Source organism: Pseudoduganella sp. jia 9, from assembly GCF_055502615.1.
Map to the genome: position 1 here is coordinate 45,124 of NZ_JBUPWE010000030.1, position 20,237 is coordinate 65,360.

General features: G+C 67.9%; 18 protein-coding genes. 6 read left to right on the forward strand and 12 right to left on the reverse strand.

From position 1 onward, the window contains the following. The first annotated feature begins 9 nt into the window (after positions 1-9). Positions 10-861, forward strand: a complete 852-nt coding sequence (locus ACY34H_RS28835; RefSeq protein WP_464980850.1) for a symmetrical bis(5'-nucleosyl)-tetraphosphatase — start codon at positions 10-12, stop codon at positions 859-861. Between the two features lie 22 nt (positions 862-883). Here ACY34H_RS28835 and ACY34H_RS28840 read toward each other — a convergent pair whose 3' ends face one another. From ACY34H_RS28840 to ACY34H_RS28865, 6 genes are read right to left on the reverse strand one after another with little or no spacing between them, the layout of a single operon-like run. Then, positions 884-1,705, reverse strand: coding sequence for a lysophospholipid acyltransferase family protein (locus ACY34H_RS28840; RefSeq protein WP_464980851.1), 822 nt, complete (start codon positions 1,703-1,705; stop codon positions 884-886). A gap of 4 nt (positions 1,706-1,709) precedes the next feature. Continuing rightward, the gene (locus ACY34H_RS28845; RefSeq protein WP_464980852.1) at positions 1,710-3,020 is read right to left on the reverse strand and encodes a dihydroorotase; all 1,311 of its coding nucleotides are present in this window, start codon (positions 3,018-3,020) and stop codon (positions 1,710-1,712) included. An 8-nt stretch (positions 3,021-3,028) separates the two neighbouring features. Further along, positions 3,029-3,994, reverse strand: coding sequence for an aspartate carbamoyltransferase catalytic subunit (locus ACY34H_RS28850; RefSeq protein ID WP_464980853.1), 966 nt, complete (start codon positions 3,992-3,994; stop codon positions 3,029-3,031). A 9-nt stretch (positions 3,995-4,003) separates the two neighbouring features. Then, on the reverse strand, positions 4,004-4,525 hold the full coding sequence (pyrR, locus tag ACY34H_RS28855) for a bifunctional pyr operon transcriptional regulator/uracil phosphoribosyltransferase PyrR (protein ID WP_464980854.1): 522 nt from the start codon (positions 4,523-4,525) through the stop codon (positions 4,004-4,006). 2 nt (positions 4,526-4,527) lie between these two features. Beyond that, positions 4,528-4,947, reverse strand: coding sequence for a Holliday junction resolvase RuvX (ruvX, locus tag ACY34H_RS28860; RefSeq protein WP_464980855.1), 420 nt, complete (start codon positions 4,945-4,947; stop codon positions 4,528-4,530). Further along, positions 4,940-5,605: a YqgE/AlgH family protein gene (locus ACY34H_RS28865; protein WP_464980856.1), complete on the reverse strand. Its 666-nt coding sequence runs from the start codon at positions 5,603-5,605 to the stop codon at positions 4,940-4,942. Before ACY34H_RS28865 ends, ruvX begins: the two co-directional genes overlap by 8 nt. Positions 5,606-5,780: 175 nt before the next feature. On the opposite strand from ACY34H_RS28865, the gene ACY34H_RS28870 reads away from it, so the two are divergent. After that, positions 5,781-7,220 carry a cryptochrome/photolyase family protein gene (locus tag ACY34H_RS28870; protein ID WP_464980857.1) on the forward strand — a complete coding sequence of 480 codons (1,440 nt, stop codon included), beginning with the start codon at positions 5,781-5,783 and terminating at the stop codon, positions 7,218-7,220. 153 nt (positions 7,221-7,373) lie between these two features. On the opposite strand, the gene ACY34H_RS28875 is transcribed toward ACY34H_RS28870, so the two are convergent. The 6 genes from ACY34H_RS28875 to ACY34H_RS28900 all read right to left on the reverse strand — a co-directional run bounded on the left by ACY34H_RS28875 (position 7,374) and on the right by ACY34H_RS28900 (position 16,908). Beyond that, positions 7,374-12,941, reverse strand: coding sequence for an Hpt domain-containing protein (locus tag ACY34H_RS28875; RefSeq protein ID WP_464980858.1), 5,568 nt, complete (start codon positions 12,939-12,941; stop codon positions 7,374-7,376). 15 nt (positions 12,942-12,956) lie between these two features. Continuing rightward, positions 12,957-15,269: a methyl-accepting chemotaxis protein gene (locus ACY34H_RS28880; protein WP_464980859.1), complete on the reverse strand. Its 2,313-nt coding sequence runs from the start codon at positions 15,267-15,269 to the stop codon at positions 12,957-12,959. 21 nt (positions 15,270-15,290) lie between these two features. Continuing rightward, on the reverse strand, positions 15,291-15,905 hold the full coding sequence (locus ACY34H_RS28885) for a chemotaxis protein CheW (RefSeq protein WP_464980860.1): 615 nt from the start codon (positions 15,903-15,905) through the stop codon (positions 15,291-15,293). Then, positions 15,905-16,270 (reverse strand): response regulator, encoded by a 366-nt coding sequence (locus tag ACY34H_RS28890; RefSeq protein ID WP_464980861.1) that lies wholly within the window; start codon positions 16,268-16,270, stop codon positions 15,905-15,907. The genes ACY34H_RS28885 and ACY34H_RS28890 overlap by 1 nt, the downstream gene beginning before the upstream one ends. Beyond that, positions 16,249-16,680 carry a response regulator gene (locus tag ACY34H_RS28895; protein ID WP_464980862.1) on the reverse strand — a complete coding sequence of 144 codons (432 nt, stop codon included), beginning with the start codon at positions 16,678-16,680 and terminating at the stop codon, positions 16,249-16,251. Before ACY34H_RS28895 ends, ACY34H_RS28890 begins: the two co-directional genes overlap by 22 nt. A 75-nt stretch (positions 16,681-16,755) precedes the next feature. After that, positions 16,756-16,908 carry a rubredoxin gene (locus tag ACY34H_RS28900; RefSeq protein WP_281611746.1) on the reverse strand — a complete coding sequence of 51 codons (153 nt, stop codon included), beginning with the start codon at positions 16,906-16,908 and terminating at the stop codon, positions 16,756-16,758. 119 nt (positions 16,909-17,027) lie between these two features. On the opposite strand from ACY34H_RS28900, the gene thiD reads away from it, so the two are divergent. From thiD to ACY34H_RS28920, 4 genes are all read left to right on the forward strand, one after another. Continuing rightward, a complete protein-coding gene (gene thiD / locus ACY34H_RS28905) occupies positions 17,028-17,879 on the forward strand; it encodes a bifunctional hydroxymethylpyrimidine kinase/phosphomethylpyrimidine kinase (RefSeq protein ID WP_464980863.1) in 852 nt (283 codons plus the stop codon). Beyond that, a complete protein-coding gene (gene hemL, locus ACY34H_RS28910; protein WP_464980864.1) occupies positions 17,876-19,162 on the forward strand; it encodes a glutamate-1-semialdehyde 2,1-aminomutase in 1,287 nt (428 codons plus the stop codon). The genes thiD and hemL overlap by 4 nt, the downstream gene beginning before the upstream one ends. A 221-nt stretch (positions 19,163-19,383) precedes the next feature. Next, a complete protein-coding gene (locus tag ACY34H_RS28915; RefSeq protein ID WP_464980865.1) occupies positions 19,384-19,842 on the forward strand; it encodes a hypothetical protein in 459 nt (152 codons plus the stop codon). Between the two features lie 107 nt (positions 19,843-19,949). Further along, positions 19,950-20,237, forward strand: a 288-nt coding sequence (locus ACY34H_RS28920; RefSeq protein ID WP_464980866.1) for a transposase, incomplete at its 3' end; no start/stop codon positions are given.

Below are 20,237 nucleotides of genomic sequence, written 5' to 3' on the forward strand. Positions count from 1 at the left end.
CGGAGAGTTATGCGGACTTATGCGATCGGCGACCTGCAAGGGTGTCACGCCGAAACGGTTGCGCTTGTCGAGCGCATCCTGGAACGGGAACGGGGCAATGAACCGCCGTGCATCCTTTTCTGTGGCGACCTGATCAATCGCGGCCCCGATTCGCTGTCGACGCTGCGCTACGTCCAGGCGCTGGCGCAAGGCAGCGGCGGCCGCATCGATGCCGTGCTGGGCAACCACGACCTGCACCTGCTGGCTGTCGCCAATGGCATCCGCCCGGAGTCCGGCTCCGACACGCTCGATACGATCCTGGCCGCGCCCGACCGGGAAGCGCTGCTGCACTGGCTGCGCGAGCGGCCGCTGGCGCTGTACACGAAGGGGCACCTGCTGGTCCATGGCGGCGTGCTGCCGCAATGGACCGCGGAGCAGACCGTCGCGCTGGCCGGCGAAGTGGCGGCGGCCCTGCGCAGCACGGAGTGGACCGGCTTCCTGGCTGAAATGTACGGCAACCAGCCGGACCGCTGGGACGACGACCTGCGCGGCGCCGCACGCCTGCGCTGCATCGTCAACGCGCTGACGCGGATGCGTTTTTGCAGTGCCGACGGCGAGATGGATTTCAAGCTGAAGGAAAGCGCCACCGTCGATGCCGCCACCGGGCTGATGCCGTGGTTCGACGTGCCGGGCCGGCGCACCCGCGACGTGACCGTGGTGTTCGGCCACTGGTCGGCACTGGGCCTGCGCATCGCGCCGGATTACATCGCGCTCGACAGCGGCTGCGTATGGGGCGGCCAGTTGTCCGCCGTGTGCCTGGATGACCGGGAGCTGCTGCAGGTGGCCTGCCCGGAGTTCCAGCGGGCCAGGGGCAAGGCCTGAAACCGGTGCCGGTCGCTGGTTGTCACGTTTGCCAGTCGGAGCCAGTCAATGGCTTCTTTTCGGCTTCGCCTGACTCTTCGCCGGCATCGGGGGCCGGTTCGGCATCGGCCGGCGCGGGAATGTCCAGCGCTTCGCGGATTGCCTGGTAAGAACGCTCGGCCAGGTCGCGCCGGCCCACGCCGTCCGCCTTCATCGAGCGCAGGATCGTGACACGGGCGTGGATCGCCTTGCCGGACAGGATCGCCACCACGCTCTGCGCGAACGTCATCTCGCCGAGGAACTCCACCGAAGGATGCGGCTTGCGCTCATGGTCGATGTAGCGGATCGCATACGGCTGCACGCGCGATTTCGCGTCGACCGCAGCCTCGAACAGGTTGGCGTGGAACGGCAGCAGGGTACCTTGCGGCGCCGTCGTCCCTTCCGGGAAGAACGCCACGCGCTCGCCCGTCTTCAGCGCCGTCACCAGCCCTTCGAACGCACGGCGCAGGTCGCGCCGGTTGCCGCGCGCGATGAACACGGTGCCGGCCTGCTCGACCAGCCAGCCGGCCAGCGGCCACGCGCGGATCTCGGCTTTCGCCACGAAGCGGCATGGATACAGGGCGTTGAGCACGAAGATGTCCAGCCACGATACGTGATTGGCCACCACCAGCGCCTGGGCGCGCGGCGCCGCGCTGCCCGCCGTGATCTGCACGTGCACGTTGCAGATGCCCAGCAGGTGGCGCGACCAGCGGCGGATGTGGATCTCGCGTGCCTCGCGGTCGATCCACGGGAAGAACAGCGCGCAGATCGCCATCCCCGACAGCAGATGGAACACGAGCCGCGCGATGCGCAGTACAAGAATCATCGACTCAGGCGGCCTTCCGTTCGTAGGCAAGCTGGCCGGCCACGATCGTGGCCTTCACCTGGCCCGGCATTTCATAGCCGAGGAACGGCGTGTGCTTGCCCTGGCTGGCCAGCGCGCCCGCCTCGACCAGCCAGCGCTCGGCCGGATCGAACAGCACCACGTCGGCCGCCGCGCCCACGCGCAGGTGGCCGGCATCGAGGCCCGCCACGCGCGCCGGATCGGAGGTCACGCGCTGCAGCGCCTTGAACAGGTGCCTGTCGCCCCCGGCATGACCATTCGTGCCGAGTGTTTCGGCCCATTTCAGCGCCAGCGACAGCAGCAGCTCGAGGCCGGTGGCGCCCGGCGACGCCTCGGCGAACGGCAGCAGTTTTTCATCGTCGTCGACCGGCGTGTGATCCGAGCAGATCGCGTCGACCGTGCCGTCGGCCAGCGCGGCGCGGATCGCATCGCGGTCGCGCTGCGAGCGCAATGGCGGCGTCAGGCGCGCATTCGGATCGAAGAAGTTGATGTCGGCATCGGTCAGGTGCACGTGGTGCGCACCCACATCGCAGGTGACCGGCAGGCCTTCGGCCTTTGCCGCGCGCACCAGTTCCAGGCCGGCGGCGGAAGACAGCCGGCACAGGTGCACCCGCGCGCCGGTGGAACGCACCAGTTCGAAGATGGTGTGCAGCGCGATGGTTTCGGCCATCACCGGCACGCCGGACAGGCCCATGCGCGAAGCCAGCGGCCCGCTGTGTGCCACGCCGCCCTTGCCGATGTAGGCGTCCTGCGGGCGCAGCCATACTGTATAGCCGAACGTCTTCGCATACTGCAGCGCGCGCAGCAGCACGTTGGTGTCCGTTACCGGCATCTCGGCCTGGGCGAAGCCGATGCAGCCCGCTTCGGTCAGTTCCGCCATTTCGGTCAGCGCCTCGCCTTTCAGGCCCATCGTCAGCGCGCCGAGCGGATGCACGTGCACGCCGTTGCGGCCGCGCGCGCGGTGCTTCAGCATTTCCACCAGGCCCGGCTCGTCCAGCACCGGGTCGGTGTCCGGCGGGCATACCAGGCTCGTCACGCCACCGTGCAGCGCCGCCTGCATTTCCGATCCCAGCGTGGCCTTGTACTCGTACCCCGGCTCCCGCAGCCGCGCCGCCAGGTCCACCAGGCCCGGGGCCACCACCAGGCCGGAGGCGTCGATCGTGCGCGCCGCCGTGAAGCCTGCCGGCGCCGCGCCCAGCGCGGCCACCTTGCCGTCGACGATATACAGGTCCTGCACCGCGTCGACGCCGTTGGCCGGGTCGATCACGCGGCCGTTCTTGATATGAAGATTGCTCATCCTGATACTTATCCCTGAGTCCCTGCGACAATGCTCATCACGGCCATGCGCACCGCGATCCCGAACGTGACCTGCGGCAGGATCACCGCCTGCGGGCCATCCGCCACCGCCGAATCGATTTCCACGCCGCGGTTCATCGGGCCCGGGTGCATGACGATCGCCCCGGGCGCCGCCAGCGCCAGGCGCTCCGGCGTCAGGCCGTAGCTCTTGAAGTATTCCTGTGCCGAAGGCAGCAGCGCGCCGCTCATCCGTTCATTCTGCAGGCGCAGCATGATGATCACGTCGACGTCCTTCAGGCCTTCGTCCATGTTCGTGAACGTGCGCACGCCCAGCTGTTCCAGGCCGCCCGGCAGCAGCGTGTGCGGGCCGATCGCGCGGATCTCCGGCACGCCCAGCGTGGTCAGCGCGTGGATGTCGGAACGGGCCACGCGGCTGTGCAGGATATCGCCCACGATCGCCACGCGCAGGTTGGTGAAATCCTTCTTGTAGTGCCGGATGGTATACATGTCCAGCAGGCCCTGCGTGGGGTGCGCGTGGCGGCCGTCGCCCGCGTTCACCACATGCACGTGGTTCTGCTTCGTGTCCTGCAGGTGCTTGGCGATCAGGTAGGGCGCGCCGGACTGCGAATGGCGCACCACGAACATGTCGGCATGCATCGCGGCCAGGTTGTCGATGGTGTCCAGCAGCGATTCACCCTTGCTGGCCGACGATGCCGAGATATTCAGGTTGATCACGTCCGCCGACAGGCGTTTCGAGGCGATCTCGAACGTGGTGCGCGTGCGCGTGGAGTTCTCGAAGAACAGGTTGAACACGCTCTTGCCACGCAACAGCGGCACCTTCTTCACTTCGCGGTCGGACACGCTGACGAAGGAACTGGCGGTATCGAGGATCTGGTTGATGATGGCCTTCGGCAGGCCTTCGGTGGACAGCAGGTGCTGCAGTTCACCGTGTTTGTTCAGTTGCGGATTGAGCATTTTTGGTTTTCAGGCATTGTCTTGTTCGATGGTCAGCTGGAAGCGCCCGTCCTCGCCCTGCTTCAGGCGCAGTGCCTGGCCGGGTTCGACGCGGGTATGCGCCGCCATGAAATCGGCTGCCACCGGCAGCTGGCGCCCGCCCCGGTCGACCAGCGCGGCCAGCAGGATCCGCGCCGGGCGGCCATAGTCGAACAGCTCGTTGATCGCGGCGCGCGTGGTGCGGCCGGTGTACAGCACGTCGTCGACCAGCAGGATCGTGGCGCCGGCCACGTCGAAGCCGATGCTGGTCGGCTTCACTTCGGCCGGCAAGCCCTTCTTCGCGTAATCGTCGCGATAGAAGGAAACGTCGAGCACGCCGCAGCGCTCGCTCATGCCGAGGTCGCGCGCAAGGCGTTCGGCGATCCAGGCGCCGCCGGAATGAATGCCGACGATGGCCGGCTCGTTCGCACCGGCGAGGCCGGCCTTCACCTGGTCCAGCAGCGCGGCATACAGCGCCTCGGCATCCAGCTGAGTTGGTTCGGTAAGGGACATGTTTAGTATGAGTGTTGGTCGAAATACTGTTGCAGGATGACGGCTGCGGCACGGTCGTCGATCACTTCGCCGCGCTTCTGGGACAGCACCGCGGACGAGTAGCGTTCGTCGACGAGTTCGACAGGGATATTGAAGCGGCCATGCAGCTGGTTGGCGAAGCGGCGGCAGCGCGCCGTCATCTCGTGCTCGGCGCCGTCGGGATGCAGCGGCAGCCCGACGATGAACTTCGTCGGCCCCCATTTGTCGGTCAATGCCTTGATTTCCGCGAAGCGGGATGCGTTGTCGATGGACTTGATGACCGCCAGCGGACTGGCCATGCCGATCATGGTATTGCCCATCGCCACGCCGATACGCTTGATGCCGAAATCGAAGCCAAACACGGTTTGCGGCACTGTTACTGGTGCATCCTCCACCTTATGCATGGCCCGCTTCGGACGTGAGCATCAGCGGATCGATGCCCAGCAGTTTCATCGCGGCGATGTAGCGTTCTTCGATCGGCACCTCGAACAGGACGGCGGGATCGGCATTCACGGTCAGCCAGCCATTGCGGCTGATCTCGTCCTCGAGCTGGCCCGGGCTCCAGCCCGAGTAGCCGATCGATACCAGCATGCGCTGCGGACCGGCCCCCTTGGCGACGGCTTCCAGCACGTCGATCGACGTGGTGAATGCCACGTCGTCCGTGACCGTCAGCGACGACGAGTAGCGCGCGCCGGGAGTGTGCAGCACGAAGCCGCGATCGTCCTGCACCGGGCCGCCGAACATGATCGGCTTGCTCGTCATGCCGTCGGCGCCGGCCGTCACTTCCAGGTCGATGCGTTCGAACAGCACTTCCATCGTCATGTCGGTCGGCTTGTTGATGACCACGCCGAGCACGCCGTTCTCGTTGTGCTCGCATACATAAACGACGGTGCCGCCGAATACCGGATCCTGCATCGACGGCATCGCGATCAGGAAGTGGTTCGCCAGGTTCAGCGTGGGCGTCGCGGACGCTTCCTTCGATTCCATCTTGTGCAGCGCGGACCCGCTTTCCTGTAACAGCCCGGGCACAGGTAGCGGTTTGCTCACTTTGCTCTTCTTCATAAGCTGCTCTCTTCGCTGGACTGTTGTTGCAATAACGTTGAATGTTTGGTGACGAGCGGAAACTTGCCGCCACATCGACAGTTTACTATGAATTGCCGGATCGGCCATCCAAACCAGGGCGGCGCTCCGTAAACTGATGGTAGGCAATAATCCGCAACCAAACTTGAGCTTGAACATGCCACAAAGCAATTCCAACCCGCGCGGCGCCCTGGTGTGGTTCCGCCGCGACCTGCGCGCCTTCGATCACGCCGCCCTGCATCACGCGCTGTTGGCGGGCAATCCCGTCTTCTGCGCCTTCATCTTCGACAGCCCGATCCTGGAGGGGTTGCCGCGCGACGACCGCCGCGTTGCGTTCATCCATGCGTCGCTGGCCGAGCTGGCGGCCGAACTGGAGGCGCTCGGCGGCCACCTGCTGGTCCGACACGGCGATGCGCGCCGCGAGATCCCGGCGCTGGCGGCCAAGCTGGACGTTGCCGCCGTGTTTGCCAGCGAGGACTACGACCCGGCCGCCATTGCCCGCGATGGCGCCGTCGGCGCGGCGCTGGCCGCGGACGGCCGCGCATTGCATCTCTTCAAGGACCAGGTGATCTTCGCCCGGGACGAAGTCCTGTCGCAGGCGGGCAAGCCGCTCGGCGTGTTTACGCCATATAAGAATGCGTGGAAAAAGCGGCTGGAAGCGCAGCCCGATGCGCTGGCGCCATGGGCCATCGAGCCCCACGCGGCGGCCCTCGCGCCCGGCCGCTCGCACTTGCTTTCCCTGCAAGACATCGGTTTCGACGGGGCCGACCTGCCTTCCTTCGGCATCACCCCGGGCATGGGTGGCGGAGCCGCGCTGTTCGAGGCGTTCCTGCCGCGCCTGGCCGGGTACGGTACCGAGCGCGACTACCCGGCCCGCGACGGCACCTCGCACCTGTCGCTGCACCTGCGCTTCGGCACCGTGTCCATCCGCCACCTGGTGCGGACGGTGCTGCAGCTGTCGGCGCGCGGCCAGGCCGGCGAAGGCGGCGCCACCTGGCTTTCCGAGCTCGTGTGGCGCGACTTCTACCAGATGATCCTGTTCCACCATCCTCACGTGGTCCAGGCATCGTTCAAGCCGGTGTACGACAAGGTGGACTGGGAAACCGGCCCGGCAGCCGATGCCATGTTTGCCGCCTGGTGCGAGGGCCGCACCGGCTACCCGCTGGTCGATGCCGCAATGGTGCAACTGAACACCACCGGCTTCATGCACAACCGCCTGCGCATGGTGACGGCCAGCTTCCTGTGCAAGGACCTGGGTATCGACTGGAAACGCGGCGAGGCCTATTTCGCGCTGAAGCTGAACGATTACGAGCTGGCGTCCAACAATGGCGGCTGGCAGTGGGCGGCATCGAGCGGCTGCGATGCGCAGCCGTTCTTCCGGATTTTCAATCCCGTTACCCAGTCGGAACGCTTCGACAGGGAAGGCAAATTCATCCGGTTCCACCTGCCGCCATTGCGCGATCTGGGCGCGAAGGAAATCCATGCGCCGTGGCTGCACGGTGGCGCGGACGGCTATCCGCCTCCCATCGTCGACCATGCCGAAGCGCGGCAGCGGACGCTGCAGCGGTTCGAAGTGGTGAAGGCTCCCAGAAACTGATACTGCCAGCAAAACTGGGGACGGACCCCTGTTTGCAGGAAAACCCGGGGCCAGCCGCTTGCTGGCGCGGCAATCCGCAGCGGCAGTGCCGCCCCCGGGATATCGCATTTCCTGGAAACATGGGTACGTCCCCGGTTTGTTGGTGGAGCAACGTTATCGCTCGCCGGACGCCGGCAGCAGGCCGGCAATCGCGCCCAGCAACACGGTTTGCTGGTATGGCTTGCCGAAGTACGCATTCACTCCCAGTTGCAGCGCCAGGTTGCGGTGCTTGTCGGCGCTGCGCGACGTGATCATGATGATCGGGATCTCGCTGGTGGCGGCGTCGGCGCGCACCTGGCGCGTCAGGTCGAAGCCATCCATCCGCGGCATCTCGATATCGACCAGCATCAGGTCCGGCTTGTGCACGGCGATCTGCTCGAGCGCGTCGACGCCATCCTTTGCCAGCAGCACCGTGTAGCCCTCCCGCTCCAGCAGCCGCTGGGTTACCTTGCGCACGGTCAGCGAATCGTCGACCACCATGATGGTGCCGGCCGCCGCGTGCACGGCCGGGAGCGGCGCCTTGAGCTCGCGCTGCTGCTCCGACTGTTGCGCCAGTTGCTGGGCCAGCACGACCGGATTCAGGATCAGGACGATCTCGCCCGAACCCAGCACGGTGGCGCCGGCAATGCCGGGCACGCGGGCCAGTTGCGGCCCCGTGTTCTTGACGACCACTTCGCGGTTGCCGAGCACTTCGTCGACACGCAAGGCGATGCGCTCGGTGCCGGCATGCAGCGCCAGCACCGGCACCGTTCGCTGCGCCAGGGGTCTCGACCGGGCATCGCCCAGCAATGCCGGCAGGTAGTGCAGCGCCAGCGACTGGCCGGCCACGTCGACGCGGCCCGCGGCGTCGTCCAGTAACGCGGCTTTCACCTGCAGCACCTGTTCCACCAGCGCGGCGGGTACCGCATGCGTGCGGCCGCCGGCGGCCAGCAACACCACTTGCGTGACGGCCAGTGTCAGCGGCAGGTGGATCGTGAAACGGGTACCCTGGCCCGGCGCCGTCTGCGTGTCGATGCGTCCGCCCAGCGCCTGCGCTTCGGAGCGCACCACGTCCATGCCCACGCCGCGGCCGGCCAGTTCGGTCAGCGCGGCGGCAGTGGAAAAGCCCGGCTCGAAAATCAGGCTGGCGACGGCCGCGTCGGGCGCTTCCTCGTCGCCCAGCAGCCCGCGCTCGCGCGCCCTGCTGCGGATGCGCTCCAGGTCGAGGCCGGCGCCGTCGTCGGCAAACTCCAGCACGATCTCGTTGCCCTGCTGGCTGGCCTGCACCACCACTTCGCCCGTTTCCGGCTTGCCGGCGGCGATGCGGTCGGCGCGCGCTTCGATGCCATGCACGATCGCGTTGCGCAGCAGGTGTTCGAACGGCCCGGCCATCCGTTCCAGCACGCTCCGGTCCATCTCGACGGAAGCGCCGCGGATATCGAGGTTGACGCGCTTGTCCAGCTCCTTGGCCCCCTGCCGCGCCACGCGGTACAGCCGCTCGGCGATACTGGCGAACGGCACCATCCGCACGCGCAGCAGGTCGCGCTGCAGTTCGCGCGTCATGCGCGCCTGTTGCACCAGGTCGTCGCTGGCGCTGTCCACCGATTGCAGCAGCCCGGCATGGAACGACGCCACGTCGTCGACGCTTTCGGCCATCATGCGCGTCAATTCCTGCAGCCGGGTATAGCGGTCGAATTCGAGCGGATCGAATTCACGCTCGGCCGCCACCGACAGGCGCGATGCAATTTGCGACTCGGCCTGCATCTCCACTTCGCGCAACTGCTGCCGCAGCTTGCCCAGGTTGTCTTCGAAGTCGGCCAGCGCGGTGCGCAGCGCGCCCACTTCATTCTCGAGGCGCGAGCGGGTGATCGCCACTTCGCCGGCCTGGTTGACGAGGCGGTCCAGGATGTCGGCGCGCACGCGCACCAGCGGCGCCTGGGCGGCCGGCGCTTCGCCATCGTCCGGCGTGGCTGCCGCGGTTGCGGCGGCACCGCTTGCCTGCGGCGGATGCTGCAGCTGCTCGAACAGCAGCAGCGCGTGGTCGTAATGGGCCAGCAGGTCCTCGAATGCCGCCGGCCCCGGCGTGCCCATGCCTTCGACATGGGTTTCCATCTCGTGCGCATGCTGGCCGAGGCGCATCGCGCCGGCCATCCGCGCACTGCCCTTGAGCGTGTGCAGCACGCGCTGCAGCGTGGCCGGGTGGGCGGTATCGGTCGGCGCCTGCTGCCAGGCGCGCAGGGCTGCGCCGACCTGCGGCAACAGGTCCGCGCCTTCCTCGAGGAACACCGGCAGCAGGTCCGGATCGAGCTCGTCGGCCACGGCCGGCATGTCCGGCGCAGGCTCGGGCGGCGCCAGTACCTGCACCTCCGGTTCGTCCGCATCCTGTTCGTCGACCTCTTCCACAGCCGTCGCCGGTTCGGCATTGTCCTGCGCCGCGTCGCCGGTCGTTTCCACGGCCGGTGCCGGCACGTCCGCCGCCGCCTCGCCGGGACTCGCCAACGGGGGGACGAGCGCCAGTTGCGGCGCCGCGGCCTGGGTCAGCGGCGGCGCGGCGAAGGCATCGTCGAACGCGGCATCGAACAGGTCGTCGATCGACTCGTCCTGCGTGGCCAGTTGCGGCCGCAGCGGCAGCGGCGCGCCGCGTTCCGGCAGCGGCGGCGGATCGGCGAGCAGCGCATGGTAGGTGTCCGAAAACAGCGTATCGAGCCGGCTCGCCAGTTCATCCACCGGCTGCGCCTGCGCCGGACCGGCCAGCATGCCGTCCAGCCGCGCGGCCACGTCCGGCCCGGCGGCGTGGACACGGGCCAGTTCGTCGCGCAGCCGTTCCAGCGCGGCGATCAGTTCCGGCTGGTCGGGCGGCAGCGTGCCGCCGGCAAAGCTGTCCAGCATGTCGCGCACGCGGCCGATGACGAGGTCGAACAGGTCGTGCTGCGCCGGGTCGTGCAGCGCGGCAGGCGCCGCCTGCAGCGTGCTCTCCAGCGCGAAGGCCAGTTCGCGCAACGCCTTGAAGCCGACCGTGCCCGAGGTGCCGGCCAGTGTATGGGCGTGCGTTTGGGCCAGGCGAAGCGCGTCCGGGTCCAGCTCGCCCTGGCGGCGCCATGCCGTGAAGTCGCGCGCCAGCGTTCCCGCCAGCGCGGTGGCCTCGGCCACGTAGATGTCGAACAACGCTGCCGGCACGGCCAGCCGCCCGACGAAACGCATGCCGTCATCGGCCGGCACCGCCGCATCCGCGCCAGCCGCCGGCCCGTTCCCGCCTTCGTTCTCCGGTTCGGGCTCCGCTTCGGGCTCCGCTTCGGGCTCCGCTTCGGGCTCCACTTCCGGCTCCGCTTTGGGCTCCACTTCCGGCTCCGCCTTCGGCTCCGCTTTGGGCTCCGCCTTCGGCTCCGCTTCCGTCACCGCCTCGGTCGCGTTTTCATCCGTGACATACGGCTCGGCCGGCGGCGGCTCGACGGCTGGCGCGCCATGGGCCGACGCGCTGTCCGGCGATATGAAAGGCCGCCCTTCCGCTACCTGCGCGGCCGCCGCCACCACCGGTGCCGCGCTGCGCGGCGAAATACCCTTGGCCACCAGTTCGCCGACCCAGGCCTCCAGTTCGGCCGCCGTCCATGCCAGCAGGCCGGCCAGCGCCGCATCGGCGGACCGGCCATCGGCCAGCCGGGCATTGAGCACTTTCTCGATTGCGCCCGCGGCATCGGCGAACTGGTTCAGCCCCACCATGCGGCCGCTGCCCTTGAGCGTGTGGAAGGAGCGGCGCAACAGCGCCAGGCCGTCGGGCGTGCCGGCATCCGGGCCGGCCAGCGCGCCATGCATGGCGGCCAGCACTTCCTGGGCTTCGCCGATGAAGATTTCCAGCAGTTCTTCCTCGATGGCGGCATCGCTCGCCCCCGCTTCCACGGCGACGGACACGGCCGATGGCACCGGCTCGGCCGGTGCCGGCACTTCCTCGTCCAGCACCGGGATCGATTCGGGTCCGGCGATCTTGCGCAGCGGCACCGCGCGGAACGTACCCTGGCCCGCATCGAAGGCAAAGCGCTCGCGCGCGCCGGCGGCGTTCTGCGCCAGCATGTCGACGAAGAAGCCGAGCGCGCCGACGTTGTGCGCCAGGCTGTCGAGCTGCGCCGCCTCGCCGGGGGAAGTATCGGCAGCGGGGCCGGCGGCCAGCGCCGCCACCTGCCTGCGCACATGGGCCACCGCGGACTGCGCATCCGGCTGGTCGGTGATCGCCAGCGCGCCTTCGAGCTGGTGCAGCACGCCATCGAGTCCGGCCAGCGCCGGCCGGGCCGCCGCATCGGCCGCGAAGTCGTCCAGGCCGCGCTCCACGTCGCGCAGCGCCACCTTCATCTGCTGCGCCAGGGCCGCCACCGTATCGTCCTGCCGCAGCCGCTGCGCCAGGCCCTGCTGCCACTGCGCCGGCTCCGGCGGTTCCTGGCCCGCGGCCAGGGCCGCCAGCCGCGCGCCGATCGTGGCCGCGCTGGCCGCGAAGTCGTCCGGCAGGTGGCGGATCTGGTCCAGGCCGTGGCCGGCGAACAGCAGTGCCGTCGCCATCTCCAGCCCCAGCGCTTCGCTGCGGCCGGTATCGGCCACCGCGGCCAGTTGCCGCATCAGGCTGGCCAGCGGCGTCAAGCCCAGCTTGTCGCCGGCGGCGGCCACCAGCGCCACCGCCTGGCCGAAATCGGCTTGCGCGGCGCTGTCGCCCGCTTCCAGGCGCTGCCAGGCGGCGCGGGCGCCGTCCAGCCCTTGCTGCGCGCGTGCCAGTGCTTCGGGGTCGATCCGGCAATAGCGCTCGGCCGCGTAGTCGGGCGGCACCATGCCGTCCAGCGCGAAGCCGGCGCGCACGTCGCGCGCCAGCGGTGCCAGGTGTTCCGGTTCGGCCGCGGCGATGAAGAACAGCGCGTCGCGCAGCACCGTGTCCGGCGTTTCCGGCGTGCCCTGGGCCAGCCGGCGCATCTGCAGGTTGGCCGCGCCGAACAGCTGCTTGATGTACACACCTTGCGCGCCGCCGGGCACGTGCCCGCCCACCACCAGTTCCGCGAACCCCTGCAATGCCAGCCAGAACACGCGGCCGCGGGGCGTGGCCTGTGCCGCCGCCACTTCGCCGATGACCCCGGCCAGCGGCTGCGCCTGCGCCGGATCGCCCGACTTCAGGTATGGCAGCAGCGCGCGCTCGAAGCGTTGCCGCAACGCGACGTAATCCACTTCCGCGCCCTTGCCTTCTTCGCCTTGCGCCACCGGCAGCGACGGTTCGCGCGCCAGGTCGGGGAAGAACAGGTCGGCCGGGTGGATGCGCGGCGCGCCCAGCATTGCCTGCACCGCCGCGTAATACGGGAACAGCCGCACCGGCTGGGAGGGCACACCATCGAGCAGTTCTTCCAGGTATTCGACGAGCGCGCCGTACAGCCGCCCGATCGCCGCCACGTGGTCCGCACTGCATTTCACGCTGCCGTCCTTGAAGCGGTCCAGCGCTTCCTCGGCCAGCCGCGTGATCGCCGCCACGCCCTCCACGTCCACCATCTGCAGCGCGCCGTGCGCCTGGTGCAGGTGCGACTTGGCCAGCCGCAGCGCGGTGGCCTGGTCTTCCGGTTCCAGGCCGCCGGCCTCGAACAGCGCCGTGCGCGAACGGCCCAGCGCCTCGCGGATCTCGCCCATGACCCACGACAGCGGGCCGGGATCGAAGGAGTTGGTCGGGTAATCGGTCTCGCTCATGGTCTCGCTGCTTGTTCAGGTTGTTGGGTTGCCGATGCGGAAGCGCGACACGGAATCCTTCAGCTGCTGGGCCAGCGCCGACAGCTCGCGCACCGATTGCGCGGTCTGCTGCGTGCCGGCCTGCGCCTGTTCCGTGGCCTGCAGGATGTGGCCGATGTGCCGCGCCACGCCGCTGGCCGATGCCGCCTGCGTGCCGGTGGCGCGGGACATGCCTTCGATCAGCTCGGCCAGCTGGTGCGATACGCGCTCGATGTCCTCCAGCGCGGCGCCGGCCGCATCGGACAGCCGCGCGCCTTCGACCACGCCATGGGTCGACCGTTCCATCGCCGCCACGGCATCGTGCGTGTCGGCCTGGATGGTGCGCACCAGCGCGCCGATCTGCTTGGCGCTGTCGGCCGACCGTTCCGCCAGCCGCTGCACTTCCTCGGCCACCACGGAAAAGCCGCGCCCCGCCTCGCCGGCGGAAGCGGCCTGGATCGCCGCGTTCAGTGCCAGCACATTGGTCTGCCCGGTAATGTCGGAAATCAGTTCCGTGATCTCGCCGATCTGCTGTGACGATTCGCCCAGCCGCTTGATGCGCTTGCTGGTTTCCTGGATCTGTTCGCGGATTCCGTGCATGCCGGCGATCGCATCCTGCACCGCCGCGGCACCCTGGCGCGCCGCGGCCACCGAGCGGCGCGCCACGTCCGCCGACTCGGCCGCGGACTTCGACACGTCCGTGATCTCGGTGGCCATGCGCAGCACGGTCGCGCTGGTATCGCGGATCTCGCGCGCCTGCTGCTGCGAGGCCGACAGCAGCGCAGTGGAAATATCCTGTGCCTGGCCCGATGCGGCCGTCACCTGCTCGGCCGTCGCCGTCACGCGGCCCACCAGGGCGCGCAGCTCCTCGACCGTGTAGTTGACGGAATCGGCAATCGCGCCCGTGATGTCTTCCGACACGGTGGCCTGCACGGTCAGGTCGCCGTCGGCCACTTCCTGCAGCTCGTTCATCAGCCGCAGGATCGCGGCCTGGTTCTGCGCATTGGCCGCCTTCGCTTCCTCTTCCTGCCGCTGCGCCTGCAGCCGCTGTTCTTCGGCCTGCTGGCGCCGGCGCTCCGCGCCGCGCGTGCGGTCGTACGAATCCTGCAGCAGCACGCGGCCGATCGCGGCACCGGTCAGCAAGGTCAGCATGCCGCCGGCCACCATCAGCCAGAACGTCCAGTTCAGCGCTTCCTGCACGCCGCGGTAACCTTCCAGCAGGCGCACCAGGCTCTCGCGCAGGTTCTCGTTCTGGCTGAAGATCAGCCGTTCGGCATCGCGCGCGGCCAGCAGGCGGTCGAGCCGCCCAAGGATCGCGCCGGCCTGGGCCTGGTATTGCTCGAAGCCCGTTCGCAACGCGGCGAGGCGCTCTCGCACGTCCGGCTCGCGCACGGCGGCAATGCCGATGGCGATGCCGGCGCCCGCATCCTCGGCATCACTGCCATTCAGCAGCGCGTCGACGATGGCGCGGAATGCCGTGATGTCGCGCCCCAGCTGGAATGCCGCTTCGGAGCGGATACCGCCGGCCGCCGCGAACCCGGCGGTGCCAAGGCTCATCCGCTGGGTCAGCATCGCCAGCCTGTCCAGGGCGGCCATCTCGCGCGCGCCGGCACCGCGCTGCAGCCGCAGCGCCGCGATCTCCTCGGCCTGCGCCAGCAGTTGCGGGGCCAGCGCATCGAGCGCGCGCAGCGACTTGTCGACCCCGGCCAGGTCTTCGCGGTGACGCAGGATGGTATCGGCCGCCTTCGCGGTGGCGGCCCATTTCGCGCGGGCGTCCGCGACGGCCGGCTGCAGCTGGCCGGACGCCGCCGCCATGCGGCGCCCCCGGTAACTGCCGCCGCTGCCCAGCAGCGTCAGGTCGCTGTCCAGTTCGCGCCGGCTGTCGGCCAGCTGGCGGAACGCGTCTTCGTTGCCCTGCAAGGCGTTCGGCGCGGCCTTGCCGATGCGTTGCGAGTGCATCAGCGCGTCGCCGGCCACCTGCGTGGCCGTGGCATCGGCTGCGCTGTGCCGCGCATTCAGCGCCACCAGGGCCGCGGACAGTGCCAGCACCACGGCCAGCGCGGTGACGAGGAAACTGAGCTGCCGCTGCGGCGGCAGGTGGCCGATCAGCGGCAGCCGCGCCGGCGCGGCCGCCGGGGCGCTTGCGCTGCCGGAGCGGCGCAGCGCATCGCGCAGGCGCAAGGGCTGGTCGGACCCGGCGCTACCGTAGGCAAATTGGGAATCGCCGTCGGCGAAGCGGGAATCCGGAGGAGCAGCGGAAGAACCGGCAGGCGGCTCGTGCCGGGCGGACCGTGAAAACTTGAATCGCATCGTTTCCTTTCTCATCGGCGGCTAGCGGGCTTCGGCAAGGCCCGCTTCCGGACTTGCGTGCAGGCTCGCGTGCAGGCTCACGTGCAGGAAGCGCGGCTCGCGCGCCAGTGCGGCCAGGTCCAGCCTGGTCCACGGCTGGCCGTCACGGTCGATGTGTCGCCCGGCGCACCAGGCGGGTGCCGCCGTGTCGCTGCCGTCGGGCCGCATGTCGGCCAGCCGGCGCAGGCCCAGCACGCGTTTTGCCAGCAGCGCGCACGGCATGCCGATGCCGGCGGCGAACGTCAGCAGGCGGGTCTCGGCGCCGGCGGGCGGTAGCGCATGGTCCGCTGGCGCAGCCGCGGCCGGCCCCGCACCGTCTCCCAGGTAGGCGGCCAGGTCGACCACCCCCAGCAGGTTGCCGCGCACATTGGCCAGCCCCAGATACCAGGGCTGCGTCAGCGGCACCGCGGTCACGGACTGGTACGGCACGATTTCGCCCAGCTGCGTCAGGTCGAGCAGGCAGTGGCGCGCGCCGACCAGCACGCCCAGCTCACGCGCGGCCGGCGACTCCGCGCCCTGCGCCGCCTGCATGCGCTCCATCAGCTGCACCTGGTATTGGCGCAGCCGGCTGCGGCGTTCCGTGCCCGCGTCCCCCATCAGCCCAGCGCTTCGATCTTGGACAGCAGTTCTGCGGCGCTGACCGGCTTGACGAGATAATCCTTGGCACCCTGGCGCAGGCCCCAGATGCGGTCGGTTTCCTGGTTCTTCGACGAGCAGATGATCACCGGCACATGCTGCAGCGCGGGGTCGCGGGCGATCGAGCGCGTGACCTGGAAGCCGTTCGCACCCGGCATCACCACGTCCATCAGGATCAGTTCCGGCTTGTCCACCCGGATGCGCACCAGGGCTTCTTCTCCGCTCTCGGCGGTGGTGACCGCGTAGCCGTTGCGAACCAGGATATCGGACAGGTAATAGCGTTCGGTGGGCGAATCGTCGACGATCAGGATTCTGTGGATGGCCATGGCGAGCTCTCGTTGCGGACGCCCGGGCCGGCATGCTCGCGCACCGCGGCCAGCAGGCTGTCCTTGCTGAAGGGTTTGGTAAGGTAGGCGGCCGAGCCGACCATCGCGCCGCGCGCGCGGTCGAACAGGCCATCCCTGGACGACAGCATCAGCACGGGCGTGGCATGGAATCTTGCGCTCTTCTTGATCAGCGCGCAGGTCTGGTAACCGTCCAGCCGGGGCATCAGGATGTCACAGAAGATCAGGGCGGGCTGGTGGTCGACGATCTTGGCCAGTGCATCGAAGCCGTCCTCGGCCAGCACCACGTCGTAACCGGCCCCGCCCAGGAAGATCTCGGCGGACCGGCGGATCGTGCTGCTGTCATCGATCACCATGATGGTCAAACCGGTCGCTTGCGGCGTCGTCGTCATAAGTTTTATCCACCTGTTTTTATTACGATAGCACAGGGGGAATTACCGGGGCGGACGGTGCCATCCCCTGCCGGATCAGATCATGACCATCTCGAAGTCGTCTTTTCTTGCGCCGCATTCCGGACAGGTCCAGTTCATCGGCACATCTTCCCAGCGGGTGCCCGGCGCGATGCCTTCTTCGGGCAGGCCGGCTTCTTCGTCATAGATCCAGCCGCAGATCAGACACATCCAGCTTTTGAACTCCGCCACGCTATTTTGCCGGGCGTTATTTTCTACATTATTGCTGCTCACGTTCTGCCACCCTCAATCAAGTAAAATGCCGAATCGGGTATCTTAATCTACTGGCCGTGCAAAACCAAACATCACCCCTCATCCTGACATTCGGCGTGGCCGATCCGATCGGCGCAGTGGGCGTGCATTCCGACATCGGCGTTTTCGCCGCGCTCGGATGCCAGGGCCTGTCGGTCACCACCGCCCTGCTCATCGGCGACAGCGCCCGCGTGGAAGAACAGCAGCACGTGGAACCGGACTGGGTATCCGACCAGGCCCGGGTGGTGCTGGAAGATGTACAGGTGGCCGCCTTCAAGATCGGCGCGGTCGACCAGATGGAACACATTTCCTCGATCGCCGAAGTGGTCTCCGATTACCCGGATGCGCCGCTGATCCTCGACCCGTTCGGTTCGCAATTGCCGCCGCTGTCCGAGCAGACCGACCCGGAGGAACTGCTCACCGTGCTGCGCCAGCTGCTGGTGCCGCAGGCCACGCTGCTGATGCTGTCGCAAGTGGAACTGGGGCGCATGGCCGAAACATGGCGCGACCTGTCGAACGGCGAGACGATGGGCGACGATGCCCAGCACCTGATCGACCTGGGCTGCGAATACGTACTGGTGACGGGCACCCCGGCAGGCACGTCGCGCGCCGAGACGGGGCTGCGCGCCAATACGCTGTACGGCGACGGCGGCGTGATTCGCCACGACCGGTGGCAGCACCTGCCCGGCCCGTTCGTCGGCGCCGGCTGCGTGCTGTCCGGCGCGATCGCCGCCTACATGGCGCGCGGCCTGCCACTGCCGCAAGCGGTCGACCTTGCCCAGCAATACACTTTCGGCGCCCTGCGCAACGCCCAGCGCTACGGCATGGGCCGGCTGGTGCCGAACCGCTTCCATGCGATAGCGGCAACCGACACAAAGGATAAGCAATGACGATTTCGCAAAACGATGTGCTGTTCGAACGCGCGCAGAAGACCACGCCCGGCGGCGTCAATTCACCGGTGCGCGCCTTCCGTTCCGTGGGCGGCACCCCGCGTTTCATCTCCCGTGCCGAAGGCCCGTACTTCTGGGATGCCGACGGCAAGCGCTACATCGACTACATCGGTTCCTGGGGCCCGGCCATCGTCGGCCACGCGCACCCGCAGGTGGTGCAGGCCGTGCAGGAAGCGGCCACCCGCGGCCTGTCGTTCGGCGCGCCGACCCAGGGCGAAGTGGAAATGGCGGAAGAAATCGCCCGCCTGGTGCCATCGATCGAGCAGGTGCGCCTGGTGTCGTCCGGCACCGAAGCCACGATGAGCGCGCTGCGCCTGGCGCGCGGCGCCACCGGCCGCGACAAGATCATCAAGTTCGAAGGCTGCTACCACGGCCATGCCGACTCGCTGCTGGTGAAAGCGGGCAGCGGCCTGCTCACGTTCGGCAACCCCACTTCCGCCGGCGTGCCCGAAGACTTCGTCAAGCACACGCTGGTGCTGGACTATAACGACGTGCCGGGCATCGAGGAAGCCTTCGCCGAATACGGCGACGAGATCGCCTGCGTGATCGTCGAACCGGTGGCCGGCAACATGAACCTGATCAAGGCGTCGCCGGAGTTCCTGCAGGCGCTGCGCGAGCTGTGCACGCGGCACGGCGCGCTGCTGATCTTCGACGAAGTGATGTGCGGCTTCCGCGTCGGCCTGGCCGGCGCGCAGGGCCTGTACGGCATCAAGCCGGACCTGACCGCGCTGGGCAAGGTGATCGGCGGCGGCCTGCCGGTGGCGGCCTTCGGCGGCAGTGCTGAATTGATGAGCAATATGTCGCCGGTCGGCGCCGTGTACCAGGCGGGAACGCTGTCGGGCAATCCGATCGCCGTCGCCGCCGGCATGACGACCCTGAAACTGATCCAGGAACCGGGCTTCTACGAGCGCCTGACGGCCACCGCGAAACGCCTGGCCGAAGGCCTGACCGATGCCGCGTTCCAGGAAGGCGTGACGTTCTGCGCCGATTACCAGGGCGGCATGTTCGGCCTGTACTTCAGCGCCGAGCCGCCGCGCAACTACGCCGAGATGATGGCCGGCGACCGGGCGAAATTCAACGAGTTCTTCCACGCGATGCTGGACGAAGGCGTGTATTTCGCGCCGGCCGCGTTCGAAGCAGGTTTCGTTTCGGCCGCTCACAGCGATGCGGTCATCGATAAAACCATCGAAGCGGCACGGCGGGTGTTTGCGCGCCTGAAATAAGCAGGCGCCGCGCCTTACATCGAAAAAAGACGGGCAACCGTCTTTTTTGTTGCCTGAAAAATGTGAAAAATGGGGACGGACCCTGTTTTTCAGGAAATCCTTCTCGGATTTCCGCGACGGGATATAACCCTAAAACTTCTTAAGCTGACAATCTTCCGACATTTCGATGACATCCGGTCTTTAGAATCCGCTGCTTCACTCGATCACGCGGAGAAGTCATCATGCACAGCAATTCTGCTCCACAGGAACAAGCACAGTCCGGCATCGTCTGGATCAAGCTGGCCGTCCTCTATCTGGTGGTCGGCGTCGCCATCGGCATCGGCATGGGTGCCAGCCAGAATTTCACGCTGCGGCCCGTGCATGCGCACGTCAACCTGCTGGGCTGGACCACATTGGCCATTTCCGGAATCATCTACACGATCTTCCCGCAAACGGGCAGCACGACCCTGGCGCGCATTCATTTCTGGCTGCTGAACCTGGCATTGCCACTCATGATGGGCTCGCTCGCCTACGTGCTGCTGACGGGGGATGCGAAAATCCTGCCGGTGCTGGTCGTGTCGGAGATTTCCGCCGCGGTATCGATCCTGGCGATGACGGCGAATATCTTCCTGAACCTGCAAAACAGGAAGAACAGGGAATCGGCGGGCATGCCGCTGGAGGCAGCTCCTCATCGTGCGTGAATGCCGGGCGGATAAAAAGGCGCTGTTCGCCTTAAGTCGGTGAACTTCCCGCTGGAATCACTGTCTGATCCTCTGTTGAGATACTTCATGTATATGGGGGAGGCATCATGGGTACGGCGGAGCTCAGTGCGATTGTCGAGGCGCTCGGAAAACTCGGGCTGTCCGAGGAGGAGATCGCATTTTTGCAGGGCTTGCTCGGCAACCTCGTGCGCCCAGGCCAGTGTCTGCGCCTGATCGAGGAAGCGGCTGGAAAACCTTCGTGTCCCGTCTGTGGCGGTCAGCGCTGCCACCGCTGCGGCCACGCCAACGGCTTGCAACGCTATCGCTGCGTGGCGTGCCGGCGCAGTTTCAATGCCTTGACCGGCACGCCGCTCGCCCGCCTGCGATTGCGCGAC

Excerpts from the sequence above, each read along its gene's own strand:
- ACY34H_RS28845 (WP_464980852.1), bottom strand. The coding sequence starts at position 3,020 with ATGAGCAATCTTCATATCAAGAACGGCCGCGTGATCGACCCGGCCAAC.
- ACY34H_RS28835 (WP_464980850.1), top strand. The coding sequence starts at position 10 with ATGCGGACTTATGCGATCGGCGACCTGCAAGGGTGTCACGCCGAAACG.
- pyrR (WP_464980854.1), bottom strand. The coding sequence starts at position 4,525 with ATGTCCCTTACCGAACCAACTCAGCTGGATGCCGAGGCGCTGTATGCC.
- ACY34H_RS28880 (WP_464980859.1), bottom strand. The coding sequence starts at position 15,269 with ATGCGATTCAAGTTTTCACGGTCCGCCCGGCACGAGCCGCCTGCCGGT.
- ACY34H_RS28895 (WP_464980862.1), bottom strand. The coding sequence starts at position 16,680 with ATGACGACGACGCCGCAAGCGACCGGTTTGACCATCATGGTGATCGAT.
- ACY34H_RS28875 (WP_464980858.1), bottom strand. The coding sequence starts at position 12,941 with ATGAGCGAGACCGATTACCCGACCAACTCCTTCGATCCCGGCCCGCTG.
- ACY34H_RS28865 (WP_464980856.1), bottom strand. The coding sequence starts at position 5,605 with ATGAAGAAGAGCAAAGTGAGCAAACCGCTACCTGTGCCCGGGCTGTTA.
- ACY34H_RS28915 (WP_464980865.1), top strand. The coding sequence starts at position 19,384 with ATGCACAGCAATTCTGCTCCACAGGAACAAGCACAGTCCGGCATCGTC.
- hemL (WP_464980864.1), top strand. The coding sequence starts at position 17,876 with ATGACGATTTCGCAAAACGATGTGCTGTTCGAACGCGCGCAGAAGACC.
- ACY34H_RS28870 (WP_464980857.1), top strand. The coding sequence starts at position 5,781 with ATGCCACAAAGCAATTCCAACCCGCGCGGCGCCCTGGTGTGGTTCCGC.
- ACY34H_RS28885 (WP_464980860.1), bottom strand. The coding sequence starts at position 15,905 with ATGGGGGACGCGGGCACGGAACGCCGCAGCCGGCTGCGCCAATACCAG.
- ruvX (WP_464980855.1), bottom strand. The coding sequence starts at position 4,947 with ATGCATAAGGTGGAGGATGCACCAGTAACAGTGCCGCAAACCGTGTTT.
- ACY34H_RS28900 (WP_281611746.1), bottom strand. The coding sequence starts at position 16,908 with ATGTGTCTGATCTGCGGCTGGATCTATGACGAAGAAGCCGGCCTGCCC.
- ACY34H_RS28850 (WP_464980853.1), bottom strand. The coding sequence starts at position 3,994 with ATGCTCAATCCGCAACTGAACAAACACGGTGAACTGCAGCACCTGCTG.
- ACY34H_RS28890 (WP_464980861.1), bottom strand. The coding sequence starts at position 16,270 with ATGGCCATCCACAGAATCCTGATCGTCGACGATTCGCCCACCGAACGC.
- ACY34H_RS28840 (WP_464980851.1), bottom strand. The coding sequence starts at position 1,705 with ATGATTCTTGTACTGCGCATCGCGCGGCTCGTGTTCCATCTGCTGTCG.